23 protein-coding genes and 2 pseudogenes are annotated in these 24,017 nt (G+C 66.6%); 9 read left to right on the top strand and 16 right to left on the bottom strand.

Translation table 11 applies throughout. The features are described 5' to 3' along the window. Window positions 1-110: 110 nt before the first annotated feature. Window positions 111-1,421: a DUF445 domain-containing protein gene (locus tag ACYQ8Q_RS18085; protein WP_460066171.1), complete on the top strand. Its 1,311-nt coding sequence runs from the start codon at window positions 111-113 to the stop codon at window positions 1,419-1,421. Between the two features lie 23 nt (window positions 1,422-1,444). Here ACYQ8Q_RS18085 and ACYQ8Q_RS18080 read toward each other — a convergent pair whose 3' ends face one another. Continuing rightward, window positions 1,445-2,914, bottom strand: coding sequence for an alginate lyase family protein (locus ACYQ8Q_RS18080; protein WP_460066168.1), 1,470 nt, complete (start codon window positions 2,912-2,914; stop codon window positions 1,445-1,447). A 45-nt stretch (window positions 2,915-2,959) separates the two neighbouring features. Continuing rightward, the gene (locus ACYQ8Q_RS18075) at window positions 2,960-3,409 is read right to left on the bottom strand and encodes a hypothetical protein (RefSeq protein WP_460066165.1); all 450 of its coding nucleotides are present in this window, start codon (window positions 3,407-3,409) and stop codon (window positions 2,960-2,962) included. A gap of 154 nt (window positions 3,410-3,563) precedes the next feature. Between ACYQ8Q_RS18075 and ACYQ8Q_RS18070 the strand changes: the two genes are divergently transcribed. The 3 genes and pseudogenes from ACYQ8Q_RS18070 to ACYQ8Q_RS18060 all read left to right on the top strand — a co-directional run bounded on the left by ACYQ8Q_RS18070 (window position 3,564) and on the right by ACYQ8Q_RS18060 (window position 5,272). Further along, window positions 3,564-4,550, top strand: coding sequence for a GlxA family transcriptional regulator (locus tag ACYQ8Q_RS18070; protein ID WP_460066162.1), 987 nt, complete (start codon window positions 3,564-3,566; stop codon window positions 4,548-4,550). Window positions 4,551-4,602: 52 nt separating this feature from the next. Further along, entirely contained in the window at window positions 4,603-5,100 is a 498-nt protein-coding gene (locus ACYQ8Q_RS18065) for a DUF2975 domain-containing protein (RefSeq protein ID WP_460066160.1), read from the top strand. 41 nt (window positions 5,101-5,141) lie between these two features. After that, window positions 5,142-5,272 (top strand): annotated as a pseudogene (locus ACYQ8Q_RS18060) (helix-turn-helix domain-containing protein). Between the two features lie 20 nt (window positions 5,273-5,292). Here the strand turns inward: ACYQ8Q_RS18060 and ACYQ8Q_RS18055 are convergent. Next, window positions 5,293-5,595 (bottom strand): hypothetical protein, encoded by a 303-nt coding sequence (locus ACYQ8Q_RS18055; RefSeq protein WP_460066158.1) that lies wholly within the window; start codon window positions 5,593-5,595, stop codon window positions 5,293-5,295. Window positions 5,596-5,922: 327 nt separating this feature from the next. On the opposite strand from ACYQ8Q_RS18055, the gene ACYQ8Q_RS18050 reads away from it, so the two are divergent. After that, the gene (locus tag ACYQ8Q_RS18050) at window positions 5,923-7,125 is read left to right on the top strand and encodes a serine hydrolase domain-containing protein (protein ID WP_460073367.1); all 1,203 of its coding nucleotides are present in this window, start codon (window positions 5,923-5,925) and stop codon (window positions 7,123-7,125) included. A 113-nt stretch (window positions 7,126-7,238) separates the two neighbouring features. Here the strand turns inward: ACYQ8Q_RS18050 and ACYQ8Q_RS18045 are convergent. Then, window positions 7,239-7,582 (bottom strand): annotated as a pseudogene (locus tag ACYQ8Q_RS18045) (MerR family transcriptional regulator); the annotation flags it as partial. 206 nt (window positions 7,583-7,788) lie between these two features. Here ACYQ8Q_RS18045 and ACYQ8Q_RS18040 point away from each other — a divergent pair. Together ACYQ8Q_RS18040 and ACYQ8Q_RS18035 are read left to right on the top strand one after the other, a co-directional pair. Next, window positions 7,789-8,208 carry a nuclear transport factor 2 family protein gene (locus tag ACYQ8Q_RS18040; RefSeq protein WP_460066156.1) on the top strand — a complete coding sequence of 140 codons (420 nt, stop codon included), beginning with the start codon at window positions 7,789-7,791 and terminating at the stop codon, window positions 8,206-8,208. Window positions 8,209-8,445: 237 nt separating this feature from the next. After that, window positions 8,446-9,303 (top strand): hypothetical protein, encoded by an 858-nt coding sequence (locus ACYQ8Q_RS18035; protein WP_460066154.1) that lies wholly within the window; start codon window positions 8,446-8,448, stop codon window positions 9,301-9,303. Here ACYQ8Q_RS18035 and ACYQ8Q_RS18030 read toward each other — a convergent pair. The 7 genes from ACYQ8Q_RS18030 to ACYQ8Q_RS18000 all read right to left on the bottom strand — a co-directional run bounded on the left by ACYQ8Q_RS18030 (window position 9,291) and on the right by ACYQ8Q_RS18000 (window position 14,762). Further along, a complete protein-coding gene (locus ACYQ8Q_RS18030; RefSeq protein ID WP_460066151.1) occupies window positions 9,291-10,148 on the bottom strand; it encodes an aldo/keto reductase in 858 nt (285 codons plus the stop codon). The two genes, ACYQ8Q_RS18035 and ACYQ8Q_RS18030, sit on opposite strands and share 13 nt — an antisense overlap. Further along, entirely contained in the window at window positions 10,082-11,278 is a 1,197-nt protein-coding gene (locus ACYQ8Q_RS18025) for a JmjC domain-containing protein (protein WP_460066149.1), read from the bottom strand. Before ACYQ8Q_RS18025 ends, ACYQ8Q_RS18030 begins: the two co-directional genes overlap by 67 nt. 95 nt (window positions 11,279-11,373) lie before the next feature. After that, window positions 11,374-11,541, bottom strand: coding sequence for a hypothetical protein (locus ACYQ8Q_RS18020; RefSeq protein WP_460066148.1), 168 nt, complete (start codon window positions 11,539-11,541; stop codon window positions 11,374-11,376). Between the two features lie 315 nt (window positions 11,542-11,856). After that, a complete protein-coding gene (locus ACYQ8Q_RS18015) occupies window positions 11,857-12,387 on the bottom strand; it encodes a flavoprotein (RefSeq protein WP_460066147.1) in 531 nt (176 codons plus the stop codon). Window positions 12,388-12,416: 29 nt separating this feature from the next. Beyond that, entirely contained in the window at window positions 12,417-13,652 is a 1,236-nt protein-coding gene (locus tag ACYQ8Q_RS18010) for a helix-turn-helix domain-containing protein (protein WP_460066144.1), read from the bottom strand. Between the two features lie 66 nt (window positions 13,653-13,718). Next, entirely contained in the window at window positions 13,719-13,916 is a 198-nt protein-coding gene (locus ACYQ8Q_RS18005) for a DUF397 domain-containing protein (RefSeq protein ID WP_460066142.1), read from the bottom strand. Further along, window positions 13,917-14,762 (bottom strand): helix-turn-helix domain-containing protein, encoded by an 846-nt coding sequence (locus ACYQ8Q_RS18000; protein ID WP_460066141.1) that lies wholly within the window; start codon window positions 14,760-14,762, stop codon window positions 13,917-13,919. It abuts the gene before it with no gap. 216 nt (window positions 14,763-14,978) lie between these two features. On the opposite strand from ACYQ8Q_RS18000, the gene ACYQ8Q_RS17995 reads away from it, so the two are divergent. Beyond that, on the top strand, window positions 14,979-15,611 hold the full coding sequence (locus ACYQ8Q_RS17995) for an ATP-binding protein (RefSeq protein WP_460066140.1): 633 nt from the start codon (window positions 14,979-14,981) through the stop codon (window positions 15,609-15,611). On the opposite strand, the gene ACYQ8Q_RS17990 is transcribed toward ACYQ8Q_RS17995, so the two are convergent. Continuing rightward, window positions 15,608-16,357 (bottom strand): HNH endonuclease, encoded by a 750-nt coding sequence (locus tag ACYQ8Q_RS17990; protein ID WP_460066138.1) that lies wholly within the window; start codon window positions 16,355-16,357, stop codon window positions 15,608-15,610. The genes ACYQ8Q_RS17995 and ACYQ8Q_RS17990 overlap by 4 nt on opposite strands. Before the next feature lie 170 nt (window positions 16,358-16,527). Between ACYQ8Q_RS17990 and ACYQ8Q_RS17985 the strand changes: the two genes are divergently transcribed. Beyond that, a complete protein-coding gene (locus ACYQ8Q_RS17985; protein ID WP_460073365.1) occupies window positions 16,528-17,580 on the top strand; it encodes a DNA cytosine methyltransferase in 1,053 nt (350 codons plus the stop codon). A gap of 13 nt (window positions 17,581-17,593) precedes the next feature. Here the strand turns inward: ACYQ8Q_RS17985 and ACYQ8Q_RS17980 are convergent, their stop codons facing one another. The 4 genes from ACYQ8Q_RS17980 to ACYQ8Q_RS17965 all read right to left on the bottom strand — a co-directional run bounded on the left by ACYQ8Q_RS17980 (window position 17,594) and on the right by ACYQ8Q_RS17965 (window position 23,710). Then, window positions 17,594-18,064: a very short patch repair endonuclease gene (locus tag ACYQ8Q_RS17980; protein ID WP_460066135.1), complete on the bottom strand. Its 471-nt coding sequence runs from the start codon at window positions 18,062-18,064 to the stop codon at window positions 17,594-17,596. A gap of 22 nt (window positions 18,065-18,086) precedes the next feature. Beyond that, window positions 18,087-19,091 carry a NaeI family type II restriction endonuclease gene (locus ACYQ8Q_RS17975; RefSeq protein WP_460066132.1) on the bottom strand — a complete coding sequence of 335 codons (1,005 nt, stop codon included), beginning with the start codon at window positions 19,089-19,091 and terminating at the stop codon, window positions 18,087-18,089. Between the two features lie 49 nt (window positions 19,092-19,140). Beyond that, window positions 19,141-22,068 carry a Z1 domain-containing protein gene (locus ACYQ8Q_RS17970; RefSeq protein ID WP_460073363.1) on the bottom strand — a complete coding sequence of 976 codons (2,928 nt, stop codon included), beginning with the start codon at window positions 22,066-22,068 and terminating at the stop codon, window positions 19,141-19,143. Window positions 22,069-22,180: 112 nt separating this feature from the next. After that, on the bottom strand, window positions 22,181-23,710 hold the full coding sequence (locus ACYQ8Q_RS17965; RefSeq protein ID WP_460066130.1) for an ATP-binding protein: 1,530 nt from the start codon (window positions 23,708-23,710) through the stop codon (window positions 22,181-22,183). Window positions 23,711-24,017 lie beyond the last annotated feature (307 nt).

The raw sequence follows: 24,017 nt of genomic DNA, 5'->3' as shown, positions 1-24,017 counted from the left end.
CCGTACGAATGACGTCGGGAACTCTTGTTCCGTTCCGGGAGTCGGTCAAGCAGGGACAATATTTGCGTGCGGGACACGGGGGACCGGGGAACGGGGAACGGGTGGAGTCGATGGAGCCAAGGGACGCGGTACCGACCGGGAAGACCCCGGCGCGCGCGATGACCGTCTTCAGCGCCGCCGACGAGGAGAAGCGGCGCGGCGTACGGCGGATGAAACTGACCGCCGCCGGGCTGCTGCTGTTCGTCGCCGTGGTGTACGGCCTCGCGGAGTGGGCGTCCCACGAGGGCGCCGGCCCCTGGGCGGGGTACGTGGCGGCGGCGGCCGAGGCCGGCATGGTGGGCGCGCTGGCCGACTGGTTCGCGGTGACCGCCCTCTTCCGGCATCCGCTGGGCCTGCCCATCCCGCACACGGCGATCATCCCGAACAAGAAGGACCAGCTGGGCGTCTCGCTGGGTGAGTTCGTCGGGGAGAACTTCCTCTCCGAGGACGTCGTACGGCAGCGGCTGCGCGCCGTCGGCATCGGCACCCGGCTCGGTTCCTGGCTGGCCGAGCCGGAGCACGCGGACCGGGTCACGGCCGAGCTGGCGACCGCCCTCAGGGGCGCCCTGACCGTGCTGCGCGACACCGACGTCCAGGCGGTGGTCGGCGAGGCGATCACCCGGCGGGCCGACGCCCAGGAGATAGCTCCGGGCATGGGCAAGATGCTGGAGAAGATCGTCGCGGACGGCGGGCACCGGCGCGCGGTGGACCTGGTGGTGGCGCGGGCCTACGAGTGGCTGGTGCTGCACGGCGACTCGGTGGTGGACGCGGTGGAGGGCGGCGCCCCCGGCTGGACGCCCCGCTTCGTCGACAAGCGGATCGGCGAGCGCGTCTACAAGGAGCTGCTGCGCTTCTGCGCCGAGATGCGGGACATGCCCTCCCACCCGGCCCGCGGCGCCCTGGACCGCTTCCTCGGCGACTTCGCCGCCGACCTCCAGTCCGACACGGACACCCGGGCGCGGGTGGAGCGGCTCAAGGGCGAGGTGCTGGGCCGCGGCGAGGTCCAGGACCTGATCGCGTCCGCCTGGACCGCCGTACGCTCCATGATCGTCGCGGCGGCCGAGGACGAGCGCAGCGAGCTGCGGCTGCGGGTGCGGGCCTCGCTGCTCACCCTGGGCGCGCGGATGGCCACCGAGCCGAAGGTGCAGGAGAAGGTCGACCGCTGGGTGGAGGGGGCGGCGGTGCACGTCGTGACGACGTACCGCAAGGAGATCACCTCCCTGATCACCGACACGGTGGCGGGCTGGGACGCGGAGCACACCACCCGCAAGATCGAGGCCAACATCGGCCGCGACCTCCAGTTCATCCGTATCAACGGCACGGTGGTGGGCTCCCTGGCGGGCCTGCTGATCTACACGGTGGCACGGGCACTGGGGGCGTAGGCCGTCCGGCCGGGGGATCCGACTCAGCTGTCCGTGGTGTTCCGGTTGCGCCGGCGCAGCAGCAGCAGTCCCCCGGCGAGAGCGGTGATCCCGGTGGCCGCGGTCCAGCCGACTACGTCCCCGGACCCGGTGGCGGCGAGGTCACCGCTCTTTCCCTGCGCGCTCTTCCCACCGGCGGGGGAGGCGGACGCGGATGGGGAGGCGGACGCGGATGGGGAGGCGGACGCCGCCGGGCTGCTCGAAGCCCCGCCGGAGGCGCCGCCGCTCACCTTGTCCCTCGTGAACGCCAGCGTCCCGAAGCCGAGCTGGTCGTAGCCCCCGCTGTTCGGCCCGTAGTCCCCGCCCCCGCCCTCGGGCGCCGCCTTCGCCGCGATCCGGGTGAGATAGGGCGCCGACAGGCCCCGCCGCTTGGTGTAGTGGTTGGCGATCATCGCCCAGATGGGCCGGGTCATCGCCGGGTCCACCCCGGCCGCGGCGGACGCGGTCTCGCTCCCGGACCACCCGTGCACCGCCCCCTTGCGACGGGTGTTGGCGGTGTAGCCGACCTTCCCGCCCAGGCTCCACTTGGCCACGTACTGCGCGCCCTTGAGGAACCGGCTGTCGTCGTACCCGTACAGGTCGATGCCCTGGTTCCAGGCCATCTCGCACACGGTCCCCATCAGCCCCACCCCGAGCAGCGCGTGCCCCTGGTCGCGGCCGGCCTCCAGCCACTCGGCGAGGCCGTCCTCGTGGACGACGGGGATGGCGTTCTTCACGGAGCCGAGCCCGGCGCCGCGCTGGAAGTACTCCACGGCCTGCTCGACCTTCGCGCCGTCGTCGCAGAAGATCCCGGTCGCGAGCACACAGGCCATGGCGGTGAGGTCCCAGTTGGGCCAGTAGTTGGTGACGACGGCGTCGTTGTGCCCGACCAGGAAGCTCTCGCTGAGCGGCGAGAACACCGTCCGCAGCATCTTCTGGAAGCGTTCGAGCTCGAAGTCGGGCCGGTCCCGGACGAGTTCGGCGGCGTTGGCGGCCTGGTAGCCGTACAGCCCGGCGGCCAGGAACCGGTCGGCGGAGCCCGCGAGCGAGGTGAGCGTCCCGGACCAGGCGTTGAGGATGGCGACGGCGGTGTCGGCGTGCGCGGTGTCGCCGCCGACGTGGTAGCGCAACCCGTTCTGGTAGGCGGCGGCGAGGTCCTTGTAGAGCAGCGCGTAGTTCTCCGGCGAGCCCGCTCCCCGGTACACGGTCGCCTGCGGGCGGGGCGTCCAGCCGCTCTGCGCCCGCCCGTTGGCGGTCAGTCTGGCGTATCCGGCGGTGTAGGGCGCGGCGCCCGCCTTCACCTTCGCGGCCATCCGTTCCAGGTCGGCACGGGTGTGCAGCAGCCCGGGGTGGGCGTAGCCCGCGGCGCTCGCCGAGGGCGCGGCAGTGACACCGAGGGCGGTGGCCCCGGCGGCCGCCCCGGCGGCCTTCAGCATCCCGCGGCGGCTGATCTGGAGAGGTCGAGTCAGGTGCATGCCCGAGGAGACGGACGGCCCACCACGGGATAACGAAAACCGGCCCTACGCCCCGGTCGTCGACCCCGGTCGTACGATCATCAGCACCGTCACCGTCGCCCACAGCAGGTTGAATATCCCGGTGAACATGGCGAGCCGGACGGTGGTCTCCCTCCCGCCCCCGCCCTCGGCCAGAACCTCCTGCCGGGGCAGGACGAGCACGAGCAGCACCCCGGCCGCCAGCACGGTCAGCACGGTCGACGCGATCAGCCAGGCGTCGCCCATCACCCCCATCGCGCCCGCCGTGGCGAACCCGAACACGGGGACGGCGATGCCGACGGCCGCGTACACCTGGCAGATGCGATGCAGCAGCCGTACGGTCGAGCCCGCGCGTGCGTCGTCGGGCGCCGCGAGGAAGCGGCGGGCGGCGGGCGGGAACATGCTGGCGGCGACGGTGACGGGACCGACGGCGACGATCGCGGCGAGCACATGGACGGCGAGCAGGAACTTGGTCACGGCCCGACGCTAGGCGGCCCCGTGATCACGGAGAAGTGGCGGGACTGCCAGGGGCCAACGGATTCTCGCCATCGTCTCGCCATCGGATGACGCGGATCGCGGGATGTGCCGGCCCTCCTTTGGCGAGAGACCGTCGTAGGCCTACCCTCTCGCCATGCACACCGTGGTCGTCCTGGCACTGGACGGGGTCGTCCCCTTCGACCTGTCCGCACCGATCGACACCTTCGGCTGGGCCCGGCTGCCCGACGGCCGCGAGGCCTACCGGGTGCGGGTCTGTTCGCCCGAGCCGGGCGGGGAGGTGCGGGCGGGGGCGTTCACCGTGCGCGCGCCGTACGGCCTGGAGGCGCTCGCGGAGGCGGACACGATCGTGCTGCCGGGCGTCGCGCAGCCGCCGCAGGCGCTGCCGCCGGGCGTCGCGGAGGCGCTGCGCGAGGCGGCGGCGCACGGCACCCGGATCGCCTCGATCTGTGTGGGCGCGTTCCTGTTCGCCGCGACCGGTCTGCTGGACGGCCTGCGCGCGACGACCCACTGGATCGCCGCGGCGGACCTGGCGGCCCGCTATCCGCGGGTCACCGTCGACCCGAACGTCCTCTATGTCGACAACGGCCAGTTCCTCACCTCGGCGGGCGCTGCCGCCGCCCTGGACATGTGTCTGCACATGATCCGCAGGGACTACGGCTCGGCGGTCGCCGCCCACGCGGCCCGGATGTCCGTCATGCCGCTCGAACGGGAGGGCGGCCAGGCGCAGTTCATCGTCCACGACCTGCCGCCGACGCCCGCCGGGGCGACCCTGGAGCCGCTGCTGTCCTGGCTGGAGGACCACTGCGCGCGGGACCTGACGCTGGAGCAGATCGCGGAGCGGGCCGGCATGAGCAGCCGTACCCTCAACCGCCGCTTCCGCGAACAGACCGGCACGACCCCGTTGCAGTGGCTGCACCGGGCGCGGGTGCGGCGCGCGCAGTACCTGCTGGAGACGACGGCCCACCCGGTCGAACGGATCGCCGCCCAGGCGGGCTTCGGCTCCCCGACGGCGTTCCGGGAACGCTTCCGCCGCGTGGTGGGCACGAGCCCGCAGGGATACCGCAGGTCGTTCCAGGTGGGTGCGGGAGAGGCGGAGGCGGACGTATATCCGGCCTCTTGAGTTCCGATAGAAAGCTATTGATTATCGATAGGTCTCGATCGACAATCAATACATGCATCGACTCTTCGTCGCCGCGCTGCGCGCCGGCATCGCCGCCGCCTTCCTGGGCGGCCTCTTCGGTCAGATCGTCGTCATCCCCGGTACCGCGGCCGACGAGGTCGACCGGTTCCCGCCGTACGAGCCCTTCGCCCTGCCCTACGCCACGGTGGCGATCCTCGGGATCGTGTGCGTCCAGGTCGTGCTCGTGGCGATGTGGATGCTGCTCGGCATGATCGAACGCGACGCGATCTTCACCGCGCGGGCCTTCCGCTGGGTCGACGTCATCATCGGCGCCGCGGTCGCCGCCACCCTGCTCGCGCTCGGGGTCACCGGCCATCTGGCCTTCGCCGACATCCCGGCCCCCGACGGCGCCATGCAGCTGATCGGCGCGCTCGGGGCGGCGGCGCTGGCGGTCGGCGTGGGGGCGGCGTTCGCGATGCTCGTCGTCGTGATGCGCGGACTGCTGCGCAAGGCGACCGACCTGCAGACCGAGATCGCCGAGGTCATCTGACGGCGACCGTCGTCGACCTCGGCCTCGACTTCTCCCTCGACCTGCTGCCGGCCCGGCGCGGCCTGGCGGTGGGCGAGTTCGCCGAGGCCGTCGGCATCACCCCGCCCATGTCGCCGTAGGGAAGAACGGCCGCGCCAAGGCGGTCCGCTTCACCACCCTCGACGCGATCTGAGCCCCTGAGGGTTTCCCCGCTCAGCCCTGCCGGTCCGCCACCGCCCACGAGGCCAGCGCGACCGCACCCGCCACACCGAGGACGGCCGGCCAGGCGCCCACCTTCTTCGCCAGCGGATGCGACCCGGCGAAGGCGGCGACATACGCGGCGCCCAGCGCCCCCGCGGCCTTCCCGCCCGCCCGCTCCCGCCACTGCTGCGCGGCGGCCGCGCCCGCGGCGGCCAGCACCACCCCGCCGAGCTGCCGCTTCTTCGTCCACCGGGCCACCCCGTACCCACCTACGAGCCCGCCGGCCGCGATCACCGAGCTGGGAACCCTCGCCATACCTGCCTCCTCCGGTCCTGCGTCTCTCGCTTTCTCGCTACGAGGCTAACCACCCGCACTCGACGCGTACGCCCGGACCTCGACCGGCTTCAGCAGCGCGGCCGGATCGGTGGCGCCGACCAGTCGCCGGTCAGCCGCAGGGCATGGTGATGGACGGCCGTGGCGTACAGCTCGTACAGCTCGGCGAACGCCTCACGTTCGTACCTCTCCGGGCCGCAGGACCGGTTCCCGTGGCGTGGCTCACAGCGCCCCCGAGGCCCGCCGCTCCTCCCTTCTCCCTCCCCCCCCCCGAAAAACCAGCCACCGCGCATGACCCGCGCTGCCAGGATGGGCGGCATGACGACGACGATCGAGGGTATTCAGGGCGAGGTCGCGCCCGGTTTCGAACCGGTGCGCGAGGCGTTCGCCGCGAACTTCGAACGGCACGACGACATCGGCGCGGCGGTGTGCGTCCACCACCGGGGCCGCCCGGTGGTGGACCTCTGGGCCGGGACCGCCGACCCCGTCACCGACCGCCCCTGGACCCGGGACACGCTCCAGCTGGTCTACTCGGCGACCAAGGGCGCGACCGCGACCGCCGCGCATCTGCTGGCCCAGCGCGGCGAGCTGGACCTGGACGCGCCGGTGGCCGCGTACTGGCCGGAGTTCGCCGCGCACGGCAAGGCCGACATCCCGGTGCGGTGGCTCCTGTCCCACCAGGCCGGTCTGGCGGCGCTGGACCGGCCGGTGCCCCTGGCCGACGCGCTCGCCTGGCACCCGATGGTCACCGCCCTGGCCGCCCAGCGCCCCGTCTGGACCCCCGGCACCGCCCACGGCTACCACGGCCGCACCTACGGCTGGCTGGTCGGCGAGGTGATCCGCAGGGTGTCCGGCCGCACCCCGGGCCGCTTCTTCGCCGACGAGATCGCCGCCCCCCTGGGCCTGGACCGGGACTTCTTCGTCGGCCTGCCGGAGACGGAACGCGCCCGGGTGACCCGCATGGTCCATCAGCAGCCGACAGCCGACTTCTCCACCATCCCCCTGGAGGCGATCCCGGAGGAGTACCGCGACGCGGTGGCCGCGATGCTCGACCCGGACTCCCTGGCCAACAGGGCGTTCGCGATCACGGACCCACCGGAGATCGACTTCAACTCCCCCGAGGTCCAGGCGGCGGAAATCCCCGCCTCCAACGGCATCTGCACCGCCCGCGGCCTGGCCCGCATGTACGCCGCCCTCATCGGCGAGGTCGACGGCGTACGCCTGCTCACCCCCGAGACGGTCGCCGCGGCGACGAAGGAACAGGCCGCGGGCCAGGACCGCGTCCTCATGCTCCCGATGCGCTTCGCCTCCGGCTACATGCTCCCCACCGACCGCGTCCCCCTCACCGGCCCGCGGGCGTTCGGCCACCCGGGCCGGGGCGGCTCCCTGGGCTTCGCCGACCCGGACCACGACCTCGCCTTCGGCTACGTCATGAACCACATCGCCGAGAACCCGACCGACACCCGGGCGGCGTCCCTGGTCGAGGCGGTCGGAAGGTCACTGTCAGGCTGATCCGCTCCCGGGCGGCGTCTTTGGCGGGGGCGCGGTGGGAGGGCGGCTGTCAGGCTGATCAGCTCCCGGAGCCGCCCGCGCGGAGGTAGGCGTCCAGGGCGCGGAGGTAGGCGTCCAGCACGCGGGAGGTAGGCGTCCAGCTCGGCGGCCCCGGCCACCAGCGCCCGCCCGCAGGCGGCCAGCCGCCCGTGCCGGCCGCCTGTGCCAGCCGCGCAGGGCGGACTCCGGCGGCTCCAGCCCGTCGGCCGCCCGCACCTGCGCGATCAACGGCGCGATCTGCTCCAGCGGATGACCGCCGAGCCTGAGCTGATGGGCCAGCCGGGCGTCCCGTAGGTCGGCGTCGGCGTCGGCGTCAGAGTCGCCGCGGACCCGGTACCCGGTACCCGGTCCGCGGATCCCCCCGGCCGCACCACCCGGCCCGCTCCCACGCTCGTGGCGTCGCGGGCCGGATCCGCAACAGCCAGGCGTTCCCCGGCCACTGGCGAAGAGGACCTGTTCCTGGCACGCGCCATGCCTCGCAAGGGCGCCGACACCTTGAGGCTTCGCGGCTGGGCCCCTGTGCTCTGCCCCGCGGACCAGGAGCCTGCCCATCACGGTCCGAAACAGCACCGCAGCCTGTTGAATTGCAGGCCAGATCTTGAGGCGCGAGGTGACGGAGCAGTCATGGGCGAGACAGAGAACACGCGACTGATGCAGCACATCTGCGCAGGGCTGGCCGAAGGGGACGGTAGGCCCCTCGCCGAGAGCCTCGCCGACGACTTCCGCTGGACGATCATCGGCACGACCAAGTGGTCCGGGACCTACGAGGGCAAACAGGCTGTCCTCAATGAACTCTTCCGTCCGCTGCTCGCCCAGTTTGCAGACACTTACACCAACACGGCGCAACGTTTCATAGCCGCCGGTGAATACGTGGTGGTGGAGTGCCGTGGCCGCGCCACAACCATCGACGGGAAGCCCTACCACAACACGTACTGCTGGGTTTGCCACATCAAAGACGGAATGCTGCAAGCACTCACCGAGTACTGCGACACCGATCTGATATCGAGAGCACTCGGAGAACCGGGTAAGCCGAAACTTGGATGATCAAGGCAGCTGAGCGGGGAATTTTGCCCTACGTGACTCCTTGCATCAATCGGTTATTTCGCGGCTGGAAGGCGCTCATACTCAGCCCTTCCCTTCAGGGGAACCGCACCCGATCGAGACGCGGCTCTGCGGGGGCCAGGACCGCCATCGCGCATGGCAGAAACCCGTACCTACCGTTGAACGAGGGCTCATCTACTGTTTCCTGCCAACAGTTCGCCCTGCTGCTACGGTCCTGGCATGACGCTCCCGGTGGCCTCTGTTCACTCCGTTGATCTCCGCGTTCAACCGGTCGACGAAACCCTTGATCGCGTCGGACGTTCCTTCCAGACGCGCTTGGACCTGAACACCGTTGTGCGCAAGCGTCGCTCAGTGGGAGCCCGGACGGACCGCGACACATGGATCCGGGTGGAGCGCCGCGTGATCGACAAGATCGGTGATCAGGGCTGGAACGGAACCGAGTGCGCCGCACGGCTGGAGGGAGTCGCCCAACCCGAATGGCGGGGTTGTGTCGTCTGGCAGGATCCGGATGAACCTGTGATGTGGCGGGCGGACGAGACCGGAATCCTGCCCGGGAGCCCCATCGGCTCCGCCGTGTTGAGTGACGACCCCAAGCTGTCCCACACCTGGTGGCGGGCGCTCAACAACTCGCTGGACGCCCTCGCGGCGCAGCACACCGGCCGCGTCGCAACACCGGACACCGTCACGATCACTCAGACCCTGGTCACGGAGACCATCCGCACCGCGTTCACCGGAGACTTCGACACCACCGTCGACCGGTGGGTACCGGCGCACGCCGATCTGAACTGGGCCAACATGACCGCCCCGACGTTCTGCCTCTTCGACTGGGAGGACTGGGGGAACGCCCCGCGAGGACTGGACTCCGCGACCCTGTGGGGAAGCTCCCTCGCCGTCCCGGCCCTGGCCGACCGCGTACTGCACGCACGGCGCCACGACTTCGAGAGCCGGGACGGCAAGCTGATGACCCTCTTCACCTGCTCGAAGATCCTCGGCCCGGGTGCGCATCCTGAAGACCCACGTCTGGACTCAGCCCGCCGTATGGCGGAGCAGGTCGTCTCGGAGCTTCAGGCGGGCTGAACACGCTGCCGACTTGAGAGAAGCTTCCGGTATTCGCGGATCGCGCACTCGTCGACCTCACAGGCCAGAGCATTGACGAGTTCGCCCAGATGGGCCGGCTCATCGGTTCCCACGGCAACCGCGCGTACCCGCGGGACATGGTAGGAAGCCCGAAAGACCGCCTGTACACGCGAGGCTCCGTCACCGTCCCGCAGGAAGATCCGCGGGTCGACCCGGTCCCATACGGGCGCGTTCGTGCTGCCTCCGAACGGACTCATGCCCCACAGCATGCTGTCGTGCAGGCCCCAGGCCGCGGCGAGAGCGTCTGAGGCTACGAGCGTACGGACGCCGACCAACAGACCGGCCCGGACCATGAGTACGGAGGGTCTCGGTGTGCCCGGCGCGACCAGCCCCGACAGCGGTGACGGATCCCAGGAGGCGACACCCCAGGCACCGCACAGCCCCCTCGCGGTGGCCTCCTCCAGGGCGGCGCACGCGTGGGCCAAGGCGTCCCTCCCACGACCGTCAGGATGTCGGAGCGAGTGCTCAGGATTGTGCAGGAACACCAGGTCCGGCTCCCTCCCGAGGTCCCGGGCGGCCTGCTCCACGGCCGTACGCAGACGAGGGGCGTCGAGTGAGTGTTCCGCCCCATGCGGCGTCCGGAAGTAGCCGACCTTCGTGGAGACCGTGAACCTCGGCAGCAGATCCGCGGCTGTCCTCGCCAAGGTTTCATGCGACAGGAAGCCGAGATAGTTGGAGCTCGTGTCGAGCTCGGTGACGCCCAGGTCCAGGGCGCCGGTCAGGAGTCGGCGGTCGTGACGAGACCGGTGTAACCCGAGGACAACTCGGGGGTCAGCGGCGCGCACATCTCCTCCTTCACCAGCACTTCCGCGACGTCCACCACCTCGGCTCCGACGGCTGGTACCGCCTGGTCCAGATGGACCGGACGGCCGCTCAGGAGCAGCCGCAGCGAGGGCAGGGCCTTGGCCTTGAACGTGAGCTTCTTGCCGGAGGCCGACACATCGACCGTCTCGCCGTTGTCCTGGATCCGGGGAGGGAAGTGCGTGGTGCACACCACGGCGTCGAGCCTTCCGAAGACGTCCAGGAAGGGCACCTGCCTCGGAAGCGGCATCGCCTGCTCGTACGAGGCCAGGAACTCGGCTGGAGGCCGCTCGACGATCAGCTGGGCGGCAGCATCGGTCAGGGCCCGGTCGTCAGCCCCGTGCCGGGGTTCGAGGTCGTGTCGGAACACCTCGCTCTCGCGACACCAGTCGCCCAACCAGGCGAGCCAACTCGCCCCCGTGCGCTTGGTGATGCCGAACGTGACGTGAAGGCTCTTGCCGGACCCGTGACCGTTGCGCGTCGCCTGGTGCCAGTGACCTCGCGGAATGTGCATCACGTCGCCGGTCTTCATGACCCCGGACCAGATGATCTCTTCGCTCGGCGTGCTGTTGGGGTCGGTGTCGCGGTACATGGGCACTGATCGGGAAGTCCCGCGCACCTCCCACTCCTTCTCTCCGGCGAGTTGGACGATCACCACGTCGTGGTCGTCCCAGTGAAGCGGGAAGCCGGATGCCTCGTTCGTGGTCAGGTAGGCGTTGACCTGCACCCGTTCACGCGACCACCACTGCAGACCCCGGCAGGCGACCTCCATCGTCGGATCGAAGACGTTGGCCTGGTCGAGGATCACGGTCGCGCCGTCCCGGAGAAGCGTGCCAAGGCTGTGCATGTTGACCATCGGGATGCTCTGGCCCCTGGGACTCACGCTGTCGGTGAAATAGACGGCCGGGTGCACCTCCTCGCCCTCACGGAAGACCCGGAACTGCGGGCGGTTCAGGCTCCTGCGCATGGCGATGTCGAGCAGGCGGTTCGGGGTCAGGATGCGGGACATCAGGTCCGGGGCATCAGTGCTTCCGCGCACGAAGCTCTTGCCGAGATCATCCACGCCGCTCCAACCGAGCGCCGTCTCAATGGCATCGATCAACCGATGCTTCATCACTTCCTCCTCAGTCTCGTTGTGAGTTCGACTGCGTGGCGCGGTGCGGCAGGGGGCCGGCGTGGCGGACCGCGCGGGCCCCCTGCCGTTCGGCGCTACTCGCTGCCGTGGAGGTTGCCGTCACCGCCTGGCCACGGTGCGTCGCCGGAACTTCCGGCGTTGTCGGACCGGAGGCTGTCGTAGCGGTCGTGGACGGCTGCCAGCTCTTCCACAGCCACCAGAAGGCCGCTCCGGGCCTGCGGCGGCGTCGTGCTCTCTGCCACCTTGTGCTCCTTCCTGTTCAGGCATCTCGAAGCCGAAGCCGAGGCCGAAGACATACGAGGTACTCGGCTGGGTCGGGCGACGCAGCCGTTGGGTGGTGATGTGCTCTGATGCCATGCCGGAGACCGCGCTCGGCCGAGCGACTTGTGACGACTACGGGATCTACGAGCACCCGTATGGACGGTTGCCGCGTGCTTACGGCTGACCTGTGTGTACGGGTTGGTCCGGCAAGGGAAAGCTTCGCTACCTGACGGACCCCCAGCCCTGACAAAATGTCCGGGTCCGTCGTCATCCCAGCTCAGAAGTCGTGCATCATGTCAGCCGATAAGGTGTGCGACAGTGTCGAGCACGGCGGTCCAAGGAAGTTCACGCCCCACAGGCGCATCCCGCGGCTCGTAAAGAGGCCAGACATCCGGGCCGTGGACCAGGTGCACGTCGGCTTCTCGCAGCGTTGCGATGTGCCGTTTCCAGGCCGGGTGGCGGACATGTGCCGCGTTGACCCTGGGAAACACCACGACGGGGAGTCCGAGAGTGCCGATCGCTTCCCCCACCTGCGTCAGTGCCTGGTTGTCGGCGATGCCGGTCGCGAGCTTGGCCACCGTGTTGGCGCTCGCGGGGGCGACGACGTAGCAGTCCACGCTCGGGTGTGGGCTCGTGTCGCCGGGCAGCCGGGCTTCGTCCCGCACGGGCAGACCGGTCAGCTGCTCCAGGAGGTCGACCTCGCCGCTCATACGCAGCCAGCGGCCCGCCGTCGGCGTGAGGGTCACCGCCGCACGCCAGCCCCGTGCCAGAGCCGGCTCCACGAGCCCGCTGCGCAAGGTCTCCACCCCGCCGGCGCCGGTGCCCACGACTCCAAGGACCCGGCTCTCGCCCACGTTCACTGCACCGCCCTGCATCGTTGAGCCATCACGAACAGCTCCGACGAGGGAGCGCCGCCCGTGACCGGAGCCTGCTTGATCAGGTCGCGCAGTGTGTCACGGACACGAGGATTGTTCCGCACGAGCTGCGGCGATGTGGACTCGGCCGTGCGCAGGTGCATGAAGGCGTCGTCCACGCGGCCGGTCAGTGAGAGCGCCCTGGCGTAGTCGATCCGGTGCGAGACGCTCCGTTCCGCCGCCACATGGTCCACGTCTATGTCACCGTGCTCCACCACGTAGGAGACGTTGTCGAGATCCAGTTCCGCTGACAGCCGGTGCAGCAGTACGTTCGTAGGGCCGAAGCTGGTGTGCCAGTGGTTCGAGTCGGAGCCGAGCCGGTCGGCCAGCTCTCCGGCACGCCTCAGCAGGCTCATGGCCGTCGAACGGTCCTGGTGCCGGGCCGCCGCGATGGCCGCCCGAAGGTGGATCATGCCCAGCAGGCTCAGCGCGGCCGGATCGCTCTCCTCGACTCGGCTGGAGAGCCAACCCGATGCTGCCATCGCCAGTTCAAGGGCGTCGTCGTACCGGCCGTTGGCCAGCAGCGCATGAGTGCCCGACCGTGCCGCGGAGGCCAGGACGAGCGGATCCTCCGATTCGTCCGCAGCCCTCATGGCCCTCTCGGCCGCGAGCCACGAGAGGTCGGACTCTCCCGCCTTGGCGAGCGTCGTCGCCGCGAGGTGATGGACACGCGCAGAGACCGCCCAGGAAGCTGTGCGCTCGGTGGCGGAACGAACAGCCCGGTCCTCAAGCCCGTGGGCGGTCTGAAGAAGTCCGGGCAGGGCGGCGATGACCTTGCCGAGCCGACCGGCCTGGTAGTCGTCCCACGCCTCCTCGACGCGAGGTGCCACCGGCCCCGGTGTCGGGAGCTGACTCTCGGCCTCCGGCCCGAACAGCAGCCGGGACAGCCGCCGCGGGCTCATCAACGCGTCCCGGACAGCGGGCACGTCATCCTGCTCCCGTTCGTCCTCCACCAACACGGGCTTCCCAAGCAAGTCACCGAGCGGTACCCGGAGCACACGGGCCAACTCGGCGAGCATGTCGATCCGGGGAGGCTTGCGCCGACCCGACTCCGCCTTGGCCAGCCAGTCGGTGCTACGGCCCACCAGTCCGGCCAGCACCTGCTGGGTGTAGCCGCGGCGTCGCCGGTGGAAGGCGATGCGCTCACCGATGGTCAGATGATCGCCGAGCCCATGCACTCGTATCTTCTCCTTCGTTGCTGGAAGGAGCCCTGCCCAGAGTCACAGCCGGTTCAGCACCGCGGATCACTGTCCCAAGGCGTCGACGAACTGGGACCAGGCGTCATCCGACACCGATATGCAGCCACTGCCCCGAGTCTTCGTATCCCTCACAAGCACAGCTGTCGGAACGAACGCGGCCTCCACACACTCGGTCGCGTTCCCGCCGCTGTACGACGACTTGAACCAGACGGGCTCTGACACGGGCTGAGGGTCGGCGGACATTCACAGCTCCTTGCGGGCGCGGTGGATCATGGCAGAGGAAGCTTCCATATCCAACGCTTGCGCCTGGAGGTACTCGAACGCAAGTCTGTATCGCTCCAGTTCCTCGTCCTTTTCCAGGAAGAGGGAACCAGTGTGGAAGTCGACGTAGACCACATCCAGCGCCGGCTCGGGGCCACCGATGATGACGAAGCTGCCCAGCGCCGCGGCGTGGGCCCCCTTGGCGAAGGGCAGTACCTGAAGCGTGATGTGAGGAGACTCGTTCGCTTCGAGAAGCCGGTCGAGCTGCTCCCGCATGATCTGAGGTGAACCGACGACGCGCCGGATCACGGACTCGTCGAGGATCGCCCACAGCCTCAGCGGCTTCGGACGGATCAGAATCTCCTGCCGCTTCATACGAATGTCGACTAGGCGCTCGATCTCCGGCTGCTCCAGGGGTACTTCGTTGGCCTTCTGAAGCGCCGTGCTGTACGCGCGCGTCTGCAGAAGGCCAGGGACGTAGACACAGCCGAAGTGACTCTCGCGCACAGCTTCGTCCTCAAGCGTGAGCAGCAAGTTCATGCTTTCTGGGATGGAGTCCGCGAAGGAACTCCACCAGCCTTGCTGTTTAGCGTTCTTGGCGATGCCGACAACAGCGTTGCGCTCGGCATCGGTTGCCCCGTACTCACGGCACAACGCATCGACGACGAGCCACTTGACCGGTCCGGCCTGGGTTTCGTACCGGCTGACCGTCGCCTTCGACACGCCAACGAGCTGCCCGGCCTCCTCCAGGGTCAGCCCTCTGCGGGCGCGCAACTTGCGCATCATCGCGCCCAGTTGGCGACGGCGGGTTGTGGTCCGTTCGGACATGCGGCTCCTTAGCCATGGGCCGCCGGGCGGCGGCCCGGAGATCCCCAGGCTAGGCAGCCGAGGTGCCAGGCGGCGTCAGATTCACTCGATGGATTCTCGTGAGAAGTTACATAACGAGACTTCTCCGTGCCATGCTCGCTCTCAGATCGCTACGCAGTGCAGTCGTACGGATACGGCAGGCGCAGCACGTGCGTGGCCTGGGCGGGAGGAATAGTCGTGTCCGGTTATGAGGTCACCGAGCCCCGACTCCGCTGCGTTCTGCCTTTCGAAGCGGTGCCGGCGGAAGTGGGTCTTCTTCGGAGAGCGGCCGCGAAGCAGCTGAGCCGATGGGGGATGCCGGTCGCAGTCGACGAGGCCGAGCTGCTCGTCACGGAGCTGGCCACCAATGTCGTCAAGCACGTCGGCGAAGGCGTGTCGGCAGTCCTGATCCTTGAGTGGAAAGGAGAGCGGCTCCGACTCGAAGTCCATGACAAGAGCCGGACACCGCCTTCAGCGAGGACGCCTGGCAGCGATGACGTGTGTGGCAGAGGCCTGCACCTGTTGGCGTCACTGGCTGTTGACTGGGGCACAGCGCTGACCGCGGCAGGGAAAGCGGTCTGGTGTGAGATCGCGGTGGAGACGGGATCTGCCTGCCGGCGCATCGAGCGGGCCGCGGCTGCGCTTGAGAACTATCAAGGCAACGGTAGGGGCGGCGCGCCGCAGAGGAGAGGGCGGGACGCGGGCTTTGCCGAGCCAGCCGTCGAGCTGATCGCAGACCTGCTCCACTGGACCGCTGCCCGAGGCCTCGACCCGGATGACATCCTCGACCGTGCGCAGATGCACTACGAAGCCGAAGAGGACGCGGCCTAGTGGGTGCCATCCGATGCGGACTTGCGCATCCACTCCCGCAGAGCGGCCGGGGTGCGCCAGGATTCTCCGGGACGGCACCTGTGACACATGCGGTGGCAATTGGCACAGACGCATGCGAGGTCGTCGAGCTTGGTCTCCCGTGTTCCAGAGATGTGGAGGGGAGTGACGTGGTGCACCTCGATGTATCCCTCGCCCAGCTCTCCGTAGGTGTGGGCGAAGTCGAAGTTGCAGACCTCACACCGGAGAGGTCCTCCGCGCCGCCGCACCTGGTCGATCTTCCGAGCGCGGAGTTTCGGGTTCCGCTCGCGTGCGAGGGCCCAGCGGACGAGAAGGCGTCCCTCGATGGCACTCGCCCCCATCTCGTCGACTTCGTCGGGCTGTGGGGGGATGAGATGGAGCTCACCCGAACTGATGCCGTCTTCGACGGCTCGGGCGGCCTGGAGCATCTCGGCCTCACGTTCAGTGAAGGCGTCGATCATGAGCAGCGTGGGCTTGCCGCACCGGGTGGCCTTGCCGGTGTAGTGCGTGTGGTTGCTCGCAAAGTCCGAGGTCTTGCGGCTGACGCTGTCGGGGGACCGGAAACTGGGCAGGGAGAGTACGTCCGCCTCATGGATCGGCAGCGAGCGGAGGAGCTCCGACAGCTCCTGCACCTCCGGGTCGTTGGTGCGCAGCTCGCGCCAGCCGTTCTTCACGACGAGCGCACCGGCGAGCAGAAGCTCGTCCTCAGTCCACGAGGGTATCCGCATGAGCCATATCGTATGAGTGTTCGGTGTGGCGGAGGGTGCGTTCATCGAACCCGGGGGTGTACTGCACACTTGGGTGAGTCGCGTTGTCAGTGGGGTCTGTCACCCTCAGTGATGGTGGATTGCAAGATGTGTCTGCCGTTGTACGGCTGCAAGGAGGGGGCATGACCCGCATGGTCCGCACGAACGAGCTCAAGTACACCTCAGTGGAGATTTGCGCTGGGGCGGGCGGGCAGGCCGTTGGTTTGCACAACGCGGGCTTCAAGCACACTGCCCTGATCGAGATCGACAAGGATGCCTGCCAAACCCTGAAGAAGAACATCGAGCGCAGTTCAGAGTGGGACGGCTGCAAGGTCATCGAGGCTGACCTCAGAGGCTTTGATCCGGCAGAACTGGGGCTGGAGCCCGGAGAGCTTGATCTTCTCGCAGGCGGGGTGCCCTGCCCCCCGTTTTCGGCTGCAGGCAAGCAGCTCGGGCGGGATGATGAACGTGATCTCTTCCCGACGATGCTTGATCTTGTCGATGAGCTCGACCCCAAGGCCGTGATGATCGAGAACGTGCGCGGCCTGCTAGATCCGAAGTTCGCTGAGTACCGGCAGGACATCATCAAGCGTCTGGAGTCCATGGGGTACGAGGAGTGCTACTGGGACATCTTGGAAGCGAAAAATTACGGTGTGCCGCAGCTGCGTCCGCGGGCCATCCTGGTTGCGATGAAGCCGGAGTATGCGCAGCACTTTGAGCACAAGAAGCCGACGGAATCCAAGCAGGTCAGCGTGGGGGAGGCCTTGTATGACTCCATGCGTGCACGGTACGACGCCACAGCTGACCCCAGGGCCGAGCAGGCGTTCAATCGGTGGTATGAGAGGGCGCTAGAGGGCGTCGCTCCCACCGTTGTCGGTGGTTCTAAGAAGCACGGCGGCGCCGATCTCGGGCCAACTCGCGCGAAGCGCGCCTGGGCTGACCTAGGTGTGTGCGGGCTGGGAGTCGCCAACGAGCCTCACGAGATGAAAGACGTGGAACGCGATCTATTCGCGGCCGCAGGCCCGAAGCTCACAGTGACGCAGGCCGCCCTGATCCAGGGCTTTGACGACGACTGGAAGTTCTCCGGTCGTAAGACGGCTGCTTACCGGCAGGTAGGGAACGCGTTCCCGCCGCCAGTGGCCAAGGCTGTAGGCGAACAGATCTTCGCGGCGTTCGAAGCCGCCGAGAAGGCACAGAGAGGCTGAGCAGCGGCTTGGATCAGCGCTTGGTCGTCCTGAGACGGCTCACTGTCGCTGCGATCCGGCCGGCGCAATCTTCGGCCGGTTCATGTTCCCAGAATCGGAGCACTGTCCAGCCGGCGGCATAGAGCTGCTCGTCGGTGTCACGATCGCGCGTGACATTGCGGGCCACTTTGTCCGACCAGTAGCCGGGGTTTGTTCTCGGGGATACATAGTGTTCTGGGCAGCCATGCCAGTAGCAGCCGTCGATGAAGACCGCGACCTTCGCCGGGCGGAAGACCAAGTCGGCCGTCCGGCGAAGGTGTGGCAAGGGTCTTGCGGCCACGCGATAACGCAAACCCTGAGCATGAACAAGGCTTCGGACCAGGCGCTCAGGCGTGGTGTCACGGCTGCGGATAGCCTGCATGTTCCTTCGCCTGGCGGCGGAGGAAGCCCATGAGCCGCTTGGAGGCACCCAGGGTTCTTCGTCTGCAGCCGCGTTCTGCTTCATGTCCCTCACGATACCCGTGGTATCAAGTGTCGGATTCGTTGGTGACCTTGGGCAGCCGCGGTGCTGTTTCCTCCGGGTCGTCCGAGTCGGCGAGAACCCAGGATTTGCCGTCCAACTCGACACGTGGCCGGTCGCCATGATGAGGCCTGGCCTGAGCTACGCGAAAGCTTACGAACTCTCCACGCCGCGGCACTTCCGCCCCAATCTGGCGAGCGATGGCCTGGTGCTTGCTGTAGGGGCCGACGATCACGATGCCCACCTCTCGGAGGACCGTCCGTGCCCTCCCATCACCTTCGCGCAACCGTGCCATGTAGTCGAGTTGTTGAGCCGCTGTGCGGATAGCCCCCCGGCCGATGCGCCGGTTCTGGACGCGACGGAACAACTCGATAACTCGCTTCTGTCCCTTACGACTTCCCTCGATGAGGATTTCTTTGCGAGTGGATGGGGGGAGATGGAGAAGGACATTTTCAGGCAATTCTGCGTTGCGCCACAACCAAGCGATCTTGTCGCGATGCTCGGCCTTGACAGTCAGTTTCTTGTCGCGATTACTTCCGGTGTTCAGCCATTCCTCGCGGACGCGAAAGATGCCAGCGCTCCACTGGCTTTCGTAGTCGTTTGCCCACACGAGAAGACAGAGGTACCCCATAGCCTCGGGCGGTATCATCCAGCCACCGAAGTCCTGAGAAAACTTGCAGTCAACATCGATGCCCTGGATCCGGTAGTCCATCGGATGCTGTCCTACATCGGATCCGTCATCAAACCTGAACTCCCGCTGCAGGTTAATTTCGACGAGGGTTCCAGCGTGAGTCTTCTCCGTCTTGAAGAGCTTCTTCCAGTCATAGCGACCCGTTGCCTCACCGTTGAGCAGCTGGTCGATGGTGTCGCGTAGCACTGAGGCGAATCGCTCTCCAGTTGGGTCGAGAGCTGCGATGTGCTCGTGGACCTTCCGGAGCTCGGGGTCCTGATTCATCAGTTCCTGGTTGGCGATCCAGGTCGCGGTGCGGGCATCTTCCTCGAATGGAAGCAATTCCTGTCCTAGGGCGGAGTGTTGATGGATTGACGTTGCAGGGTTAGCGCTAGGTAGCGTCGATGACGATGGCCTGCGGCTGGTTCGGGTCCTTGACGCCGAACCGTAGAAGCTCGCGCTTGGAGTCGATGGCCGAGCGGGGAGGGAGAAGCGTGAAAGCCATGATGACGCGTGAGGGATCGATCACGCCCCCGTGGACAGTGGCTTGCACTTCGGCGTCGGTGTCCGCTTCGACCACGGGGTACAGCAGAACCACGCCGCGGTGAGGACCAACAGAGTGCAGCCCGACTTGTGAGGGCTCTGCCTGCGCGGTGTCAATCAACTGCTGTGCGAATGCGCGGTGCACATCGCGCGAGATACGCCCAAAGGCCGCCTTGTCGGCCTGGCGGCTTCGCCGATGCAAGGGAAACGGGCCATGGCCCAGTACAGAAGCCTCGATCCGGTGGCGCTCTGTCAGGTGGGGCACGAGCACGAGCCAGTCGTCTACCTTTGCCAGCTGCCCATCCAGCTGCGACAGATACCTGAGGTGCGGCATGAAGCGGTTCTCACCCTCCCACTCCAGAGGGCCTAGAACCCCAAGCAGATCCGTGTGGGACATGAGTGCTGTAGAGGCCTGGAAGGTCCTTGTCAGGGAGTTGATAGGGCCCGGGGACAGCCGACAGGCAGTCGGTGCAGGACTGAGCGCAGTGAGTATCGGAAGCCAGCGCTTCGTGTTGCGGGCCGTGGCGTCGGCCTTCATCGGGTAAGTGAGGAGTTCGATGGGCTGGCCAGGTGAGCGGATCTCGCGGACCTCAGCATTGAACATCTTGTTGCGGGACGTGGGCTTCAGCCAAGACAGATGCTGCGAGACCAATGGCGGGATCTGGGACGGTGTTACCAGCGGATATCCGTCCACTGTCTTCCCGGCATACCGTCGCAGCTCAGCACGGAAATCTTCCTCGTCGCGGCAGATCGCCTCGAATGCCTCGTACAGGTCGAGTTTCTTTCCGCGTCTGTAGGGCTCTTCTCGGCCGATATAGAGTCGTACCAGGTCGCGATACCCCGGCCGGAAACCAAACCAGCGACCCATCTGCATCAGTGTGTCGGCCTGCTTGGTCTTTCTGCGGTAGTAGGTGACAGTCAAGCCTTCCACAGTGAATCCACGGGATAGCTTGGTGCCTCCTACGAGGATCTTCCAGACGTTCGGAGTGCGGTCGAAGTCCAGCTCTTCCCTGGCGTAGTCGCTGTCCTTGTCGCCGTTGACAACCAGGACCGGGCTCCTTCCTTTGTTGATCAGCTGCCGAGCGCGCGATAGGTACGGCTTCAGATCCGCGAAAGAGGCGGGTACTGGCAGACCGTTCGCACGAGAATCACTGACAGGGATGAAGTCACTCTCGTAGAGCGTGCGGAGGCGCTCTAGCCCTGCAGTACTGACCGGGGCTGAGTTGTGCCACAGCTTGCTTATGCGGAGAGCGAGTTCGGTGTGATCTGCTTGGCTAACCGACTCGTGCACGAGCATCGTATGGTGCCTGAAAGGCTTCTCAGATATGCCTCGGTCGCTGCGGTACAACTTCATCGCACCAGCAAGCAAGAAGGCGTTCAGTGCTTCCTGCAAGCGGTCGCCTGTCGAGTCGTAGATGCCACGTACATGCGCCAGTTCATGGGAGTTGGCTACCGTGAGCTCTTCTTGATCAACTATCGAGTTGAGGTCATGGAAGTCCTGAACTCCCATATAGCCCTCCGGTCGACGGAGCGAGATCAGGAAATCGCTGGGGAATAGATCCTTCTCATCGCCGGCGTCAATGAAGACATTGGCGAACGGTGTTGCTGTGTATCCGACGTATTGAGACCGCGGTAGCAGTGTGATCAGTTGTGAGATCAGCCTATTGATGGCAGACCGCTTCTTGTCTCCGGCTACCCATTTCTTAGGGTCGACTGTATTGACTGACGCCTGGTCAGACTCGTCATCGATGATGAGGGCAGGGATTTCTCCCAGCAGTGAGTGCACCTGCTTGAGATCTTTGACGAGCTTGGTCAGAACCTTGTCGTTTTTCTTCACGACCACGATGCGGGCAGCGGAAGGATGCAGATTGCGCGGATCAAACAGGGGTGCTGTGCGTATGCGTTTCTCGTAGTCCAGGGCGCTGATTCCCCGTTGGAGGCTCATGTAGTCGCTGTCGCGCGTGGTGAGCCGATCAATGTCGAAGCGATCGAGTGCAGACGGCCGGGCCCCGAAGGAAACGAATTCGTCCCACTCGTCGTCGTCGCCGATGTAATCGATGCCCACGAGCGTGTCCGGGTCAGCCGGGTCGGCACGGCCGAGGATGTTCTCCTGGCCGATCAACTCCTTGTCCAGGCGGCGCTGTGTTTGGGCGCGGAGAAGGTTATACATCCCGCTCAGCACGATGACGAGCCGATATCCTGCGTCGATCGCTTTTGCTGTGACGCCGGTGAAGTTGGCAGTCTTGCCGGACTGTACGTAGCCGACGACTAGTCCCTTTGCTTGTCGTCGGACTTCCTGCTCAGGGTCGGCGAGGCGCTCAACAACGGAGTTGGTCGCTTCGTTTAGGTGCGCGATTGCGGCAGCGTCCCAGCCCTTCTTCTCGAGCAGTTCCCGGTATTTGGGCCAGTAGAAGGCGTGCCGCGATGCGCGTTCTGGGTTGTACCAGGGTGTGGGCTCAACGGCAATGACGTCCGAGCCGGGCTCCTTGTCGATGGGGGCCGTGACATCGAGAGTCTTGCGCAGGTCAGCGCCAAAGCCGAGCCGCTCGTACACGCGTTGACGACGTGCATCCGTGCGTGCGGGTGTACCTTCTCCCCAGCGAGGTTCATTGTCAAAGTCCCAGTCTGTGAGCTTGCGGCTCCACAGCTCTGTCAGGCCGAGATCGCCTGCAGCCAGCAGAGCCCGGAAGGTCTCTTCGCTGAGATCAGCGTCGGGGTGCTCCTCCTCTGCATTGAGGTACGCCCACTTCAGGAAAGGCTGCGGTCCTCGGGTCATGCCGTCGAGGGCCGCTGAGTGAATCTCGTAGAGCAGGTGGGGAGTATCGGTCACGGTGCGGTGGAGTCCTTTGGGAGGGCTCGGGGAGAGTCCGGAGCCGCGGGGTGAGGAGTCACTCGGCAAAGCGGTCGCGTTGACTGAGGACAGCGCTTAGCAGGATGGCATTCCAGTAATCGAGTCGGTCCTGTCGGGATTTCTCAAAGCGACCGAGAGTGAAGAATTCCTCCAAAAGGAGGTAGAGGAGGGTTTTGGTGACAGGGGCGTCGTTGAGGCCGCCCCGCCTTCCTGCGTTAAATGCGTCTCGGTAGTTTTTATTAAGGAGTACTCTGTTGTTTTCTCGGTCGATTTCGAAGAATTGATCCTCCAGCAGGGTGACCCAACTGAACGTGATTGGTTCTTCGCCGGGCTTCTCCGGGAGCTCTTCGCGAATCGTGCGGCGGATCCTCGGGTCCAGCCCCTTCCCGGGGTAGACCACCGGCTTACGCTGGATCTCAGAGCGTGACGCTCCCTCGCGGTAGGCCGTCTCCGCCTCGTCAAGATACGTTCGGAAGGTTCGCCCTCCGTCGTCGGCTGCTTTTTCAATTCCGCGGGCAAAGGCGGGAGTTGCGGTGATCGTTTCCTTCTTGACATCCAGGCTGAAGACGCTGTTGTTCCCTGTGGGAAGGTCTACGGAGATACGTGCCAGGTTGAGGTGATTCTCGGCCGTGCGGTGCCCGTTCCAGCCGCCTGCCTGAACGAGACGGTCATGGCGGTAAAAGTAGAAGCCCTGGCGTTGTGAAGGCGAACCGATCTCCCGATATCCGGGGAGCTTGGATTTGGCTGGCCAGATGTGCGCTGTGAGTGTCAGATCTCCGATACCCTCGACTGGGGCAGTGAACTCAGCCGGATAGCCGCGGCGGCCGGGAATCTTGTAACTGAACGGATCAAGTGGCTCAACCCCAATGTGTTCCAGTTCTTCCCGGCTGTGAGCGTGCTCGACCACGATGTCGAGGTTTAGGTCACGGGCCAGGAACCTGTGAAGGTAGAGACCAAGATGGGTATCCAGTCGGCTGATCGCCTCAGAAAGGAACCGCTCGGTGCTGCCTTTCTCCACGGTCTCAAATGTGTGTACGTGGTCCCAGCGCACGATGGTGCCCTGCCACTGGATCACTCCGTCGTAGCGGTCTATCAGCGATTGGGCATAATCGCCAGCGACGGTGTCACATCGGAAGCCATCTTCAAGCCCCGCGGCTGTCAGCTGGCGTCCCGCCGCCCGACTGCGGCGCGTACGGCTGATCACGCTGAGGGATCGCGCATGGGTCAAGGACGCAGCCTTGAGGCCAGTGCCGTACATGCCCAGAGACGCGTCTCCGTAGTTACGTCGACGGCCGACCGTCATCGCAGCATCAAGGGCCTCATCATCCATGCCGTTGCCGTCGTCGACGACGAGCAGGCTGGTTACTCGCTCGTCGTCGCGCAGGAAATGTACGACGACGTTCCGAGCCTGCGCGTCGATCGAGTTGTCGATGAGGTCTGCGACCGCAACTTCGAAGCCGTACCCCTGATTGGTGAGCGCCTTGCCGTAGCCGGGGTCAGGGGGCAGATGCTTGCTGCCGGTCGTCGGTACGTCGTACTGCCAGGTATCGCTGGCTATCTGGGCCATGAAGCCGTCCTCGCACACAAGACGGGGCCTGTGTGGGGGAAGTGGCCCGTCACCTCAACTGAGCAAGCCTGCCGGTACTGGGAGTCGTGCTATCAGGCGCGATCGTCCTGAAAACAGGGCTCAAAGTCCTCTAGCTTACGCTCACATGATAGGGCTGTGGCAGTCGTCATAAACCTCCCTTGAGTCACACCAACACAGTGTTCCCCGCTGTGGGTGCCCTTGCGGTCGCATTGATGCTGTCCGGTCACAGCCCACAGCGTGCAGAGTGCCTCGGGCTGCGCGCTCGCTGTTGGAGAACTTGGCTGCC

It is taken from the genome of Streptomyces sp. YKOK-I1 (assembly GCF_054660435.1).
Note: the sequence above shows the minus strand (reverse complement) of the source record. Positions and strands in the feature narration are given on the sequence as shown.